This window comes from Labrys sp. WJW, from assembly GCF_001676615.1.
GTDB classification, from domain to species: domain Bacteria; phylum Pseudomonadota; class Alphaproteobacteria; order Rhizobiales; family Labraceae; genus Labrys; species Labrys sedimenti.
This window is the reverse complement of sequence record NZ_LYXZ01000056.1, coordinates 92,300-105,441: the sequence shown is the minus strand read 5'-3', so window position 1 is coordinate 105,441 and position 13,142 is coordinate 92,300. Positions and strand designations below refer to the sequence as shown.

The window sequence follows — 13,142 nt, the reverse complement described above, 5'->3', positions numbered from 1 at the left end:
GGCGTCAATTCCGGTAGAGCAGGCCTGCAGTGTCAATCTCCGGGCTGCGCCCGGCAACGAGATCGGCGGTGAGCTTTCCCGAGCCGCAAGCCATGGTCCAGCCGACATGGCCGTGACCGGTGTCGAGATAGAGATTGGCGTAGCGCGCCCGGCCATGCACCGGCACCGAGCCCGGCATCATCGGCCTGAGGCCGGCCCAGAGCACGGCCTTGCTCTCGTCGATCGCACCGGGGAACAGATCGTGCGCCGTCTTGAACATGGTGGTGAAATCGGCCGGCTTGTAGCTGCGGTCATAGCCGGCGAATTCGGCTGTGGAGGCGATGCGCAGCCGGTTGCCGAGGCGCGAATAGGCGATCAGCCGGTCCTCGTCGACCCCGCCCATGGTCGGGCCCTTCTCGTCGTCGACGGGAATTGTGGCGGTATAGCCCTTCACCGGATAGACGGGCACGTCGATGCCGATCTTGCGGGCGAGCAGCGAACTTTCGGGCCCGAGCGACACCACCACCGCATCGCAGGCCACCGGCCCCTGGTCGGTCAGCACGGCCTTGACCCTGTCGCCTTCGGCATCGAGGCCGGTCACATTGGTCTTGAAGCGGAATTGCACGCCATGGCGCTCGCGAGCGAGCTCGGCAAGGCCGCGGGTGAACAGGCAGGAATCGCCGGTCTGGTCCATCGGCGAGTAGACGCCGCCGGCAATCTGCTGCTTGACCGCGGCGAGCCCTGGCTCCAGCGCAACAAGGCGCTCGCGGTCGACGACCTCGATCTTGAGGCCACGCTCGGCGATGTAGCCCATATGCTTGGCGCCGGCTTCCAGGCTTTGCTGGGAGCGGTAGAAGTAGAGGATGCCCCTGCGCTTGTCGTCATAGGCAAGGCCGGTCTCCTCCTGCAATGCGTTGATGCATTGGCGCGCATAGAAGGCGAGCCGCAGCTTGACCTCTGTGTTGGCATTGGCACGGGCCTGCGTACATTGCAGCAGGAAGCGCCAGGTCCAGGCCAGGAAATTCGGGTCGAGGGTGAAGCGGACCTTGATGCCCATGTCGGGCTTGTAGAGGGATTTGATGAAGGTCACGAGCGCCGCCGGCGATGCCCAGGCGGTCGAGTCGCCCGGCGATACCAGGCCGGCATTGCTCTGGCTGGTACCGCAGGCAACATCGGCATGCCGCTCGATCAGCGTGACCTCGTGGCCATCCTTTGCCAGATACCAGGCCGCCGCCGTACCGACGACACCGCCCCCCAGAACGACAACCCTCATTACGCCTCCCTTACGGAGTTTTCCCCCGTATTATCAACTTATTATCGTACCAAGCGGATCTTCTTCCTTATCCTTGGCAAGAGAGGCGCTCAGCTCACCGTCCCTTGCTTGAAGGTCGGCGCAAAGCCACCGGAATCGCCGTCGTTGAAGCGAATGACACGCGCCTCCTCCTGAAACTCCGCACAGGACTGCCGCCAGATCACCCCGGGCCAGACCAGTTCGACCGAGGCGTCCTGTGGCCGGTAGAGCGCCGTATAGAGCGTGCCGTAGCCCCTGCCATAGGAGGTCTGGTAGACGGGCGGCCGCAGGAAGCCGGCCAGGACGTTCTCGGTGCTCTGATGTAGGGCCAGCGCCTTCTCCAGGGCTGCCTCCCTCTCCACCGATTTGGTGGTCTGGGCATGGCGCGCCCATTCGACGCCGTGCTGATGGTTGGTGCTGACGAGCTTGGCCACCACCTCGGCGGGACGGTCGGGATTGACATAGACGGTGGCGTGATGTCCTTGGCGATCGATCAGTGCCACCGAATAGGACATGTGCACCGGAATGCGCCGCAGCATCTCGATCGCCTCGGCGGTATCAGAGGCGAATTCCAGCACATAGCGCAACACGATCGGAATGCCGAAGCCAGGCCCCGCCGCTGTCCGCCCGCCGAAGGAGAGCGAGACGGCAAGGCCGTCCTCGTTGATGCCGTCGAGCACGCCCCACAGGCAATCGACCACCGCCACCACCCGCTTGCCGTTGAGGCGGGTGGCGAGCCAGGAGCCCTCCAGGAGACGCGGGCTGTAGTCGTAATTGCGGATGAGGGCCGGCTCGGGACTGGTGATGAGCGCCTGCGAGCAGCCGCCGACATAGACCGGCGGACACCACATCGACAGGAAGCGGGCTTCCAGGTCGCCATCGCCCGCTGCCGACACGATCGCTTCATAGGCCGGCAGCAATTCCGGCATATGGGCACGCATCGCCTTCAGGCTCGACAGATAGGTCGGGCGGGCCCTGATGCCGTCCCGCATGAACCAGCGGCTATAGGCATGCCAGTGACGATCGAACAGCTGGCGCCATTTGGCACCGGGCTGGTCCTCGTCCACGGCTTCGAACAGGAGATCCATGATCGCACTTACAGGATCTTGAAGGAGCTGGCCGATGGCGTGTCGTCGCGCTGGACTTCCGTCAGCGGCTTGGTGGCATAGAGCCGCTTGATGCCCTTGATCCAGTTCAGCGCACGCTCGTTCAGGTCGAACTCGTCGTTCATCACCCGGCCTCGCGTGATCAGGATGCCGAGATCAGCCCCCTCATAGCGATAGTCGCCGGGGCCTGTGATGCGCAGGAAGAAAGCCTCCTGTTCGTTCTCGATGGCCTGGCGGTGATAGTCGAAGCGGTCATAGGACACGCTGCCGTCGGGCGCCATGTGATAGATGCCCGACGAAGGCGCGTGGGTGACGATGTCGACGATGTCGTCGGTCGCCTTGATCACCACCTGCGACCAACTGTCGATGAATTCCTTCTGGGCCCAGCGATTGTTCAGTTCCTCAACATCGATCTTGTACTTGATGCCGGAGAATTCCATCAGGTGGAACATGAAGAGCGGCGCATCGGCATAAGCGAAAGCCGCATGATTGGTCATCGACGAGGCGCCGCAGATGCGCGGGTTGAGCTCGCCCAGATAGACTTCGTTGTCCTTGACGTCGATCAGGAAGTCGAGGTCGAAATAGCCGCGGTACCCCTCTTTCACCAACTGGTTGCCGAAGCGATAGGCCATGTCGCGCGCCTTGGCGCGGATGGTCTCGGAGAAGGCGCCGGGAAAGATCTCGTTACCGCACCAGCCGCCCTTATAGGGCGTCAACTCGGGCTGACCGACGACTTCGGTGAGCAGCGGACCGACCAGCGTGCCGGATTTGGTGGCGCAGGCTTCCATGGTGGCGCCCCGGCACTTGATCCGCTTCATGATCTTGACCTCGTCCTCGGCCGAGATCTCCTTGGCGTATTTGTTGTAGTCGTCCTCGCTGGCGATGAAGAAGGTGGTGTGGCCGCTGTCACCGAAGGCAGTCTGCACCACGAGATCGGTGCCGATACCGGCCTTCTTGGCGGCGGCCAGCAGTTCCTCATAGCTCTTGGCGCCGGCCAGCGTATTGGGCACGGATGGCACCTTGGCCTTGTTGCCTATGCGCACCGTTTCCATCTTGTTGTCGCAGCGCTGGCGCAGCGACGCCTTGGGGAACCATACCTCGATGCCGAGATCGTTGCAGATCTCCTCGGTCGTCTCGTCGAACATCAGGAAGGTCGCCACCGCCCTCCCGCCGCGGCGCTTGATGTAGTCGATCACTTCCTTGTGCTGGAGAAGATAGTTGTTGATGTCCTCGATACTTTCGAATTCAGCGTGAGGGATCTCGCTGGGAACGAAGACATTGGGGTGCCGGCCGTCGAAGCAGTCGATATAGCTGATGAATTTGAAGTTCCTCACCCATTCATCAATGCCGATCAGGTTGAAATTCGTCGCCGATATGAAATAGATCGGCTGCTCGTTGCGATGCATGACAACGCGCAGATCGGCAACATTACGAATGGTCTTCATTGCGAACCCCTTATGCTTTCCTGATCTTATCTTGTGCTTCTTCTTATACTTTTTCTTGGGCATACAGTCAGAACCTAGCAAATTTGCTCGCTACCGTGTCAAGCGTGTCGTGACGTGCTTGACCTCGAGATAGGAAGACATCCCCCACGGCCCGAGCTCGCGCCCGATGCCGCTTGCCTTGAAACCACCCCAGGACGTCTGGACGAAGATCGCCTGCGGGCTGTTGATCCAGACATGGCCCGATTCCAGCGCATCGGCGACGCGATTGGCCTTGTCGAGATCTTCGCTGACCACGGTGGCGACCAGGCCGAAATCGCTGTCATTGGCGAGTGCAACGGCTTCGCTTTCACTGCCGAAGCTGCGCACGCAGAGGATGGGGCCGAAGATCTCCTCGCGCCAGAGCGAGCTATCGGCGGGAACATCGCCGAAGATGGTCGGCTCGACGAACCAGCCCTGGTCGAGCCCGGCCGGCTTGCCGCCGCCGGTCAGCAGCTTCAGGCCGTCGGCCTTGCCGCGCTCGATATAGGACAGCACCTTGTCGTGCTGGGTCTTCATGGTGATCGGGCCGATCTGCGTCGTCTCATCGAGAGGGTCGCCCGGCTTGAGAGCTCGCGCCGCGGCCACGACCGCCTCGATAAGGCGCGGTGCGATCGAGCGTTCCACCAGCAGACGGGAGGTGGCCGAGCACATCTGGCCGGCATTGAAGAAGATGCCGCCCAGCACGCATTCCACCGCCTGGTCGAAATCGGCATCGTCGAAGACCACGATGGGCGATTTGCCGCCGAGTTCCAGGCTGACCGATTTGGTACCGGGCGCACCAGCTGCCATCACCCGGGCGCCAACCGCATTGGAACCGGTGAAGGAAATCTTCGCCACGTCCGGGTGCACCGTCATCGGCGCCCCCACCCGCTCGCCCGTCCCCGTCACGATGTTGAGCACGCCGGGCGGCAGGCCGATCTCCGCGGCGATCACGCCGAGTTCGAGCTCGACCACCGGTGTGATCTCGGACGGCTTCAGCACCACGGTGCAGCCGGCCGCCAGCGCCGGCGCCACCTTCCAGGACGTGGTCACCAGCGGGAAATTCCAGGGCACGATCAGGCTGGCGATACCGGCCGGCTCGCGGCGCAGGCGCGCGCCGAAGGCCGCATCCGGCACAGGCACGGTTCTATTCTGGCTGGCTTCGAGATCGGCGGCCAGTTCGGCATAATAAGCGAAGGATGCGGCCGCATCCGCCATATCGATGCGCGCCTCGCCGAGCGGCTTGCCATTGTTGCGCGAGGAGATGCGAGCCAGTTCCTCCGCCCGTTCGGTCAATCGATCGGCGATGGCCTTGAGATAGTGCCCGCGCTCGCGCCCACCGGCAGCGCGCCAGGTCGGGAAAGCCGCCTTGGCCGCCTCGACGGCCTTGGCAACATCGGCGGGGCCGGCCGCCGCGACCTGATGATAGGCAGTGCCGCAATAGGGATCGAACACCGGGATCTGCCCAGGCTCGACCGGATCCTGCCAGCGCCCGTCGATGAAGAGCTGGTGCTGCATGGCCGGCCTCACGCGTTGAGGGCTTGAGCCAGCGACGAACCGGCCCGGATCTCGATCACAGTGGGCACGTTGCGCGTGGCAGAGGCGGCAAGTTCCTGCGTCAGTTCCTCGATGGTGTCAGGCAGTGCCGCCGCACATCCAAGTGCACGCGACAGGCCGACAAAGTCCGGCGTGAAGATGTCGACGCCGATCTGCGGGATGTCCCTGTCCGCCATGAAGGCCTTGATCTCACCATAAGAGGTGTTGTTCCAGATGATCACCGCCGTGGCGATCTTCGCTTCGACGGCGCTCGCCATCTCCTGCAGCGAGAATTGCAGGCCGCCATCGCCGATCAGGCAGACGGAGGGCCGGTTCGGGGCACCAAGCTTGGCGCCGAAGGCTGCCGGCAGGCCGTAGCCGAGCGTGCCGTAGCCGGTGGAGGAGTTGAAATAGGATCGCGGTTGCGGTGCCTGATAGAACTGGTTGACGGCGTAGACGGGCTCGGTCTGGTCGCCGGCCACCACCGCGTCCGGCAGCGTCCTGGTCACGATTTCCATCAGCTTGCCGTGAACGCGGCAGGCCGGCCACAGACCCGCCTCGACCTTCGCTCGCACGGCCTTCGCACGTGCTTCGCCATCCCCCGCCGGGCGTCCTTCGCCAAGCGCGGCCAAAAGCGCTGCCGAGGCCAGCTTGGCATCGGCCGCGATCGGCAGGTCGCAGCGCAGGCCGGCCGCGAGCTGGAGCGGATCGATGTCGATGCGGATCAGCGGCCCGCCGAATGTCAGCGGTTTGGGCTCGGGATACATTTCCGTCTCGCCGAACTCGGTACCGATGGCAAGGATCGCGTCGCTGGCCGCCAGTTCCGCCAGCAGCGGCTCCATGCCGAGATTGCCGTTGAGGGCGAGAGGATGGCCGGGTTTCAGGATGCCGCGGCCATTGATGGTGGTGAAGACAGGCGCATCGAGCCTGCCGGCGATGGCGGTGATCTCGGCCGTCGCATCGGCCGCGCCGCCTCCAGCCACGATAAGCGGGCGCCTGGCGGCTTTGAGGATGGCGGCGGCCTTCTCGACATCGGCGGCGGCGGCAGAGGCCTTGGCCGGCAATGGCCAGGCCTGTGTCGACAGATGGCCGGCGGGCGCAACGATGACATCGAGCGGGATCTCGATATGCACCGGGCGCGGGCGCTGCGAATTGAACACGGTGAAGGCACGCGCCATCACCTCGGGAAGCTGGGTGGGATCGAGCAACGTATGGCTGAAGGCAGCGACCCCGGCCACCAGGTTGCGCTGGGAGGGCAGCTCATGCAGCCGCCCCTGCCCCATCGCCAGTTGATCCCGTGCATTCACTGCCGAGATGACCAGCATCGGCACCGAATCCGCATAGGCCTGGCCCATGGCGGTGGCGATGTTGGTCATGCCGGGACCGGTCACGATGAAACACACGCCGGGCTTGCCCGTCACCCTGGCATAGCCGTCGGCCATGAAGCCGGCGCCCTGCTCGTGGCGCGGCGTGACATGGCGGATCTTCGTGGCCGGCAGGCCCCGATAGAGCTCCACCGTGTGCACGCCTGGAATGCCGAAGATCAGATCGACGCCGTAGGACTCCAGCAGCCTGACAAGGTATTCGCCGGTGGTGAGGGACGAGCCTGACATGTGATGCACCGATTTTTGAGATCTATCGCCGCTGCACGCCGGGAAGCACGCAGAGCATTTCGAACAGGAGATTGGCCGCGGTGATCGCGGTATTGCCGGCCGGATCATAGGGCGGCGATACCTCGACGAGATCGCAGCCGACCAGGTTGAGGCCCCAGCAGCCGCGGATGATCTCGAGCGCCTGTATGGTGGTGAGGCCGCCGATTTCCGGCGTGCCGGTGCCGGGGGCGATGCTGGGATCGAGGCTGTCGATATCGTAGGTCAGATAGACGGGCCCGTTGCCGACCTGGGCGCGAACCTCTTCCATCAGCGGCGTCAGTGACTTGTGCCAGCACTCCTCGGCCTGCACCACGCGGAAGCCCTGCTCGCGCGGCCAGTCGAAATCGTCGGCCGCATAGCCGGTGCCGCGCACGCCGATCTGCACACAGCGCTTGGTGTCGAGCACGCCGGCCTCCACCGCCCGGCGGAAGGGCGTGCCGTGGGCGATCGGCTCGCCGAACATGTGCTCGTTGATGTCGGCATGGGCATCGATATGGATCAGGCCGACGGGACCGTATTTTTCGGCCATGGCGCGCAGGATCGGATAGCTCAGCGTGTGGTCACCGCCGAGCGTCAGCGGCCGGCAGCCGTTCTTGATGATGTCGCGATAGGCGTTGGTGATGATGTCGACGCATTTGGGCAGGTTGAAGGTGTCGATGGCGACATCACCGATATCGGCGACCTGCAGGCTGTCGAACGGAGCGGCACGGGTGGCCATGTTGTAGGGACGGATCATGCAGGATTCGGTGCGGATCTGTCGCGGTCCGAAGCGCGTGCCCGGCCGGTTCGAGGTGCCGATATCCATGGGAATGCCGACGAAACAAGCGTCCAGCCCTTCCGTGGTCGGCTGCGTCGGCAGCCGCATCATGGTGGCGGGGCCGCCGAAACGCGGCATCTCGTTTCCACCGAGCGGCTGGTTGAAGGATTTGGCTGTCATGACTTCCTCCGATGGAGCCGGCGCTCGCCACCCCCGCGACCGCCCGCATCCTGAACTTCGAGTAACTGGGAACAAGGCCCCCAGTTTCTGGTAGCCGGTAATCCCCTACTCGTCCACGCGCGGCAGGATGAGGCAGGGCACCGGGGAATTATGCGCGATCTTGCTGGAATTGGAGCCGAGGAACACCCGCATCACAGGTCCGAGGCTGCTCGATCCCACCACCAGCAATTCGGCATTTGCCCAGAGCAGCGAATCGAAGGCGGCTTTCCAATTCTTGCCGTCACCGATCTCCCCTGAGATCGCGACCGGGCCGTCCCAATGATCAAGAACGGCGGCCTGTGCGGCGCTCGCCTGTTCGCGCAGGGTGTTGGAGACGATATTCTCGGCATCATAGCCTGCGCCAGTCGGATACATCTGCTTGTCGCGCACCACCAAAGTCACCAGGCGCAGGGGAACGCCGAGCAACTGGGCAAGCTCAGCACTGCGCCGGGCCAGCCCCGGCGAGGTGGCGCTGCCGGCAAAGGCGCAGCTCAGCCGCCGTACCTGTGTCCTCGCATCAGCCGAATACCCCCTCGGCGCCACGGCAACCGGCAGATGAGCCGAGCGCAGCACATCGGTGGTGACATGCCCTTCCCCGAAACGGCCGAGCGGAGCGGCACGGGTCGACCCCAATACCAAGCAATCCGCATCGATGTCGGAGGCGACCTGCAGCAGACCGTCACGCGCCGATGGGGCGGAGACGATGACAAATTCGGCCTGGACGTCGGCAGGCAGGCTCGCTCTGGCTTTCTCCTGCGCCTTGGTGGCGTGCTGGTGCAGGAAGTTGCCGTATTCGCCATCGACACGAGCCGGCGAAGGCGGCCCCCAGGTATCGGGTGTGACGGTGCATACGACCAGGGAGGCGCCGCAGGAACGCGACAGTACCGCGCCGAGGGCGAGCGCCTCGCGCCCGCCCTGATCGGCGGAAAGGCCAACCAGATATTTCATTGGGCTGCCTCGCCGACTGCATTGTCAGGGGCCTCCAGCCGCGAATGGCGGGCCGAATAGGTAAAATAGAGCAGAGCGGCGATGGCGATCCACACGCCTGTAATGGCGAAGACGATGCCGCTCAGCCTCAGGATGAGATAGATGCAGGCGACGATCGAGAGGATCGGCAGGACAGGACCGAACGGAACCCGGTAGCCGCGCTGCATGTCCGGCTGGGTATAGCGCAGGATGAGCACGCCGGCTGAGACCACGGTGAAGGCCACCAGCGTGCCCATGCTGGTGAGATCCCACAGCAGCCCGGCCGGAACGAAGGCGGCGATCAGCGCGACGAAGACCGAGACGATGACGGTGCAGGCGACCGGGGTCATGGTGCGCGGGTTCACATCATGGAAGATGGCCGGCAGCATACCATCGCGGGACACCGCGAACAGGATGCGCGACTGGCCATAGAGCACGATCAGCGTCACCGAGAAGATCGAGATCACCGCACCGGCCGCCAGAAGATTGGCGGGCCAGCTCTGGCCCGTAATGTTCTGCAGGATGGTGGCAAGGCCGGCTTCCTGCCCGCCGAACTGGCTGGCCGGCTGCACGCCGAGGGCCGCGACGGCCACCAGCACATAGAAACTCGTGACGATCACCAGGGCGGAAATGATGGCCAGCGGCAGGTTGCGCTTGGGATTGATCACTTCCTCGCCCGCCGTCGACACCGCGTCGAGGCCCACGAAGGTGAAGAAGATCGAGGCCGCAGCCGCCTGCACGCCGTTGAAGCCCTTCTCGCCGAAGAAGGGCGTGAAATTGGTGGCGTTGAAGGCACTGCCGGCAATCACGATGAACAGCGTCAGCACCGCCAGCTTGATCAGTACCATGATGGCATTGGTGCGCGCCGATTCCTTGGAACCGCGCAGCAGCAGCAGGCAGCACAGCGCCACCAGGATCACGGCGGGCAGGTTGATCAGGCCGGAACCATCGGCGAAGAAGGCCATGGCAAAGGGGTTGTCGCTATCGGGAAGCGTGATCGGTCCCTTGGTCATCCAGCCCGGCAGCACGATGCCCGTCAGGTTGCTCAAGAGCTTTTCGACATATTCGGCCCAGCCGACCGCGACCGCTGCGGCGGAGATGCCATATTCGAGCACCAGGCAGGCGGCCACGAAGAAGGCGACGCCCTCGCCCAGCGTGGCGTAGGCGTAGGAATAGGAGGACCCGGAGACCGGGATCATCGAGCTCATCTCGGCATAGCACAGCGCCGACAACCCTGCCGTGACGGCCGCGATGACGAAGGAGATCACCACCGCCGGGCCGGCAACGGGCACCTGCTCGCTCAGCACGAAGAAGATGCCGGTACCGATCGTGGCGCCCACGCCGAACATGGTCAGCTGGAACAAGGTAATGGAGCGACCGAGATGACCGTGGCCATCACCGCTGTCGGCAGTATCGGCGACCAGTCGGCTGACCGGCTTCTTGCGGGTGAGCCGCTCGATGAGGGATGACGCCATGCTTTCACTTCCCCTGGATTGCCCTTGCAGGTGCCTTCTTATTGTGCGCCAGTGTAGCTCCGGGCCCAGCAAAAGTGCTGCCAAATTTCCGTCACATTTCAACACTTGCTGCTGCCGGAGCATGGCGGCACGCAAGTTTGTGCCGCTCGGGGGCCGTGCTCCGTCTTGACGAGATCACCCGCAAGGTATCCTCATGCCGCCTTGAAAGTGGGCCCGCTGGAATCGCGGCGGGCGGTCGAGCGGCAGGGAGCGAAGCATATGAAAGACGACGATGGCTCGATCCGGCTCGACCAGGTCGACCTGCGCATCCTGGCGCGTCTGCAATCGGATGCCCGCGCCACCAACCAGGAACTTGCCGACGCGGTTGGCCTGTCGCCCAGCCCCTGCCTGCAGCGTGTCAAACGTCTCGAAAAGGCAGGCGTGATCTCCAGTTATCACGCCAGCATCGACATCGCCAAAGTCTGCCGCCATGTCGACGTCATCGCCGCCGTGACCTTGAACAGCCATGGCCTCGACGACTTTCTCACCTTCGAAAAGATGGTGATGGGCATGCGCTATGTGGTGGAATGCACCAAGGTCAGCGGGCCGATCGACTATCTGGTGCGCTTCGTCTGCCCCGATATCGGCTCCTATCAGATGCTGTCGGACGAATTGCTGAAGCTCGGCCCCAAGATCGGCAATCTATCGAGCTATATCGTGCTGAAATCGACCAAGCCGTTCAAAGGCGTGGCGCTCGACGACCTCGTCGCTCCACAGCCTCGCACGACGCCCCGCTTGGATTTCTCGGCGAAAACCGCTACCCGGCAAGCGGAGTGAACCGATGAGAGCTGGAAAATCATGTCAGGCCTTCACCCCGAGGTGAACGATCTCTCGCCTTCTGCCCCGCGGCGCGACAATTCCCGTTTCCTGATCGCCGGCATCCAGATGCCGGTGCCCGTCACCGGCCAGAACATCGCGGCAATGGCTGCACAACTGGAAAAGGCGATGGCGCTTTATCCCGGGGTCGACATGGTGGTGTTCAGCGAACTCGCCGCCCACGGCCCGCTGCATGCCTGTGCCTCCCCCGACCCGCAGGCCGACGAGGCCATCTTCCAGGCCCTGGCCGCCAAGCACCGTATCTGGATCATTCCGGGCAGCGTCTTCGTCGAGCGCGAGGGCAAGACCTTCAACCATGCCGTGGTGATCAATCCCGCCGGCGAAATCGTCGGGCGCTATGACAAGATGTTCCCCTTCATGCCCTTCGAGGCGGGGGTGACCGGCGGCAGCGAGTTCCTGATCTTCGACGTACCTGGCGTCGGCCGCTTCGGCTTGTCGATCTGCTACGACATCTGGTTCCCGGAAACCACGCGCTCGCTGACCTCAGCCGGCGTCGAGGTGCTGATCCATCCCGTGCTGACAGGCACCACCGATCGCCAGGCCGAGCTCGCCATCGTGCAGGCCACGGCGGTGATGTTCTCCTGCTACGTCTTCGACGTGAACGGCCTGGATGGCGGCGGCATCGGCCGCTCGCTCGTCGTCGATCCAACCGGCGTGGTGCTGCATCAATGCGGCCAGGCCACCGAGATCTTCCCGATCAACATCGACCTCGGCCTTGTCAGGCAGGTCCGCAATGAAGGCGCCAATGGCCTCGGGCAGGTGCTGAAGTCCTTCCGCGACAAGAATGTCGTGCTGTCGACCTACGCCGACAACGGTGCCTCAGCCTATCTCGACAGCCTGGGGCCGCTGGTCCCGATGCGCAAGCGCGACTGGGCCTGAGCGGTTCAGAGCATCTCCAATCCCTGCTTGCGGCGTGGCGGCGCAAAGGCAGCGTCGAGGCTGGCGCGATCGGCATCGCTGAGCTTGATCGTCAGCGATCCCAGATTCTCCTTCACCCGTTCGGGATGGCGGCTCTTGGGGATGGCGACGATCCCGGGCTTGTCGAGCACCCAGGCGAGCGCGATCTGTGCGGGGGTCGCCCCATGGTCTCGCGCGATCGCGTCCAGCACCCGGTTCCTGGCCAGCGCTCCCTGCTCGATGGGGGAATAGGCCATGATCGGCATGGAGCGCTCGCGGCAATAGCCGATCAGGTCGTACTCGATCCCGCGTCGCGTCAGATTGTAGAGCACCTGGTTGGCTTGGCAGTCCGGGCTGATTGCCTCGACCTCCTGCATGTCGTCGACGTCGAAATTGGAAACGCCCCAGCGCAGGATCTTGCCGGCCCGCTTCAGTTCGTCGAAGGCCGCGATCGTCTCTTCGAGCGGTGTCGAGCTGCGCCAATGCAGGAGATAGAGGTCGATGCGGTCGGTGCCCAACCGCTTAAGGCTCTCCTCGCAGGCGCGAACCGCCTGGCGGCGACCAGCATTCGAAGGCAGGACCTTGGAGACGAGATAGACTTGGTCGCGCCGTCCCGCGATCGCCTGTCCGACGACCTGCTCGGCACCGCCGCTGCCATACATCTCGGCGGTATCGATCAGGCCGATGCCGAGGTCGAGCCCGGCGCGCAAGGCGGCGACCTCGGCTCCGGCCTCCCGCCTCGCCTCGCCCATGCCCCAGGTGCCGAGCCCGAATACGGGCATAGCGGAACCATCCGGCAGCCGGGTGGTGGAAATCGTCATGGTCTTACTCCCCGTATCGGCGCCCGGGATACTGCGATCCTTGCCGCAGCGACGATCCTACCGCCCGCTCCGCCGGATTTCGACCCCTATCCGCCGGTCACGCG

11 protein-coding genes are annotated in these 13,142 nt (G+C 64.1%); 2 read left to right on the top strand and 9 right to left on the bottom strand.

The window, feature by feature from the left end; genetic code table 11:
- Positions 1 to 4: 4 nt before the first annotated feature.
- The 8 genes from BA190_RS28505 to BA190_RS28470 all read right to left on the bottom strand — a co-directional run bounded on the left by BA190_RS28505 (position 5) and on the right by BA190_RS28470 (position 10,444).
- The gene (locus BA190_RS28505) at positions 5 to 1,252 is read right to left on the bottom strand and encodes a D-amino acid dehydrogenase (RefSeq protein ID WP_068295983.1); all 1,248 of its coding nucleotides are present in this window, start codon (positions 1,250 to 1,252) and stop codon (positions 5 to 7) included.
- Positions 1,253 to 1,341: 89 nt separating this feature from the next.
- Positions 1,342 to 2,358 carry a C45 family autoproteolytic acyltransferase/hydolase gene (locus BA190_RS28500; protein WP_068295982.1) on the bottom strand — a complete coding sequence of 339 codons (1,017 nt, stop codon included), beginning with the start codon at positions 2,356 to 2,358 and terminating at the stop codon, positions 1,342 to 1,344.
- Between the two features lie 8 nt (positions 2,359 to 2,366).
- Positions 2,367 to 3,821 carry a biotin carboxylase gene (locus BA190_RS28495; RefSeq protein WP_068295981.1) on the bottom strand — a complete coding sequence of 485 codons (1,455 nt, stop codon included), beginning with the start codon at positions 3,819 to 3,821 and terminating at the stop codon, positions 2,367 to 2,369.
- A 90-nt stretch (positions 3,822 to 3,911) separates the two neighbouring features.
- Entirely contained in the window at positions 3,912 to 5,357 is a 1,446-nt protein-coding gene (locus BA190_RS28490) for an aldehyde dehydrogenase family protein (protein ID WP_068295979.1), read from the bottom strand.
- An 8-nt stretch (positions 5,358 to 5,365) separates the two neighbouring features.
- A complete protein-coding gene (locus BA190_RS28485) occupies positions 5,366 to 6,988 on the bottom strand; it encodes a 5-guanidino-2-oxopentanoate decarboxylase (RefSeq protein WP_068295977.1) in 1,623 nt (540 codons plus the stop codon).
- Positions 6,989 to 7,010: 22 nt separating this feature from the next.
- A complete protein-coding gene (speB, locus tag BA190_RS28480; RefSeq protein WP_068295975.1) occupies positions 7,011 to 7,964 on the bottom strand; it encodes an agmatinase in 954 nt (317 codons plus the stop codon).
- 105 nt (positions 7,965 to 8,069) lie between these two features.
- The gene (locus BA190_RS28475; RefSeq protein ID WP_068295973.1) at positions 8,070 to 8,951 is read right to left on the bottom strand and encodes a universal stress protein; all 882 of its coding nucleotides are present in this window, start codon (positions 8,949 to 8,951) and stop codon (positions 8,070 to 8,072) included.
- Positions 8,948 to 10,444 (bottom strand): APC family permease, encoded by a 1,497-nt coding sequence (locus BA190_RS28470; RefSeq protein WP_068295972.1) that lies wholly within the window; start codon positions 10,442 to 10,444, stop codon positions 8,948 to 8,950. Before BA190_RS28470 ends, BA190_RS28475 begins: the two co-directional genes overlap by 4 nt.
- A 258-nt stretch (positions 10,445 to 10,702) precedes the next feature.
- Here BA190_RS28470 and BA190_RS28465 point away from each other — a divergent pair, with 258 nt between their 5' ends.
- Both BA190_RS28465 and BA190_RS28460 read left to right on the top strand, forming a co-directional pair.
- On the top strand, positions 10,703 to 11,260 hold the full coding sequence (locus BA190_RS28465) for an Lrp/AsnC family transcriptional regulator (protein WP_082980109.1): 558 nt from the start codon (positions 10,703 to 10,705) through the stop codon (positions 11,258 to 11,260).
- Between the two features lie 21 nt (positions 11,261 to 11,281).
- Positions 11,282 to 12,199 (top strand): carbon-nitrogen hydrolase family protein, encoded by a 918-nt coding sequence (locus BA190_RS28460; RefSeq protein WP_202908537.1) that lies wholly within the window; start codon positions 11,282 to 11,284, stop codon positions 12,197 to 12,199.
- Positions 12,200 to 12,204: 5 nt separating this feature from the next.
- On the opposite strand, the gene BA190_RS28455 is transcribed toward BA190_RS28460, so the two are convergent.
- Entirely contained in the window at positions 12,205 to 13,038 is an 834-nt protein-coding gene (locus tag BA190_RS28455) for an aldo/keto reductase (RefSeq protein WP_068295968.1), read from the bottom strand.
- Between the last annotated feature and the right edge of the window lie 104 nt (positions 13,039 to 13,142).

What these genes read in the sequence shown, in the direction of transcription:
- BA190_RS28505 (WP_068295983.1), bottom strand. Translation starts at nt 1,252, where the DNA reads ATGAGGGTTGTCGTTCTGGGGGGCGGTGTCGTCGGTACGGCGGCGGCC.
- BA190_RS28500 (WP_068295982.1), bottom strand. Translation starts at nt 2,358, where the DNA reads ATGGATCTCCTGTTCGAAGCCGTGGACGAGGACCAGCCCGGTGCCAAA.
- BA190_RS28495 (WP_068295981.1), bottom strand. Translation starts at nt 3,821, where the DNA reads ATGAAGACCATTCGTAATGTTGCCGATCTGCGCGTTGTCATGCATCGC.
- BA190_RS28490 (WP_068295979.1), bottom strand. Translation starts at nt 5,357, where the DNA reads ATGCAGCACCAGCTCTTCATCGACGGGCGCTGGCAGGATCCGGTCGAG.
- BA190_RS28485 (WP_068295977.1), bottom strand. Translation starts at nt 6,988, where the DNA reads ATGTCAGGCTCGTCCCTCACCACCGGCGAATACCTTGTCAGGCTGCTG.
- speB (WP_068295975.1), bottom strand. Translation starts at nt 7,964, where the DNA reads ATGACAGCCAAATCCTTCAACCAGCCGCTCGGTGGAAACGAGATGCCG.
- BA190_RS28475 (WP_068295973.1), bottom strand. Translation starts at nt 8,951, where the DNA reads ATGAAATATCTGGTTGGCCTTTCCGCCGATCAGGGCGGGCGCGAGGCG.
- BA190_RS28470 (WP_068295972.1), bottom strand. Translation starts at nt 10,444, where the DNA reads ATGGCGTCATCCCTCATCGAGCGGCTCACCCGCAAGAAGCCGGTCAGC.
- BA190_RS28465 (WP_082980109.1), top strand. Translation starts at nt 10,703, where the DNA reads ATGAAAGACGACGATGGCTCGATCCGGCTCGACCAGGTCGACCTGCGC.
- BA190_RS28460 (WP_202908537.1), top strand. Translation starts at nt 11,282, where the DNA reads ATGTCAGGCCTTCACCCCGAGGTGAACGATCTCTCGCCTTCTGCCCCG.
- BA190_RS28455 (WP_068295968.1), bottom strand. Translation starts at nt 13,038, where the DNA reads ATGACGATTTCCACCACCCGGCTGCCGGATGGTTCCGCTATGCCCGTA.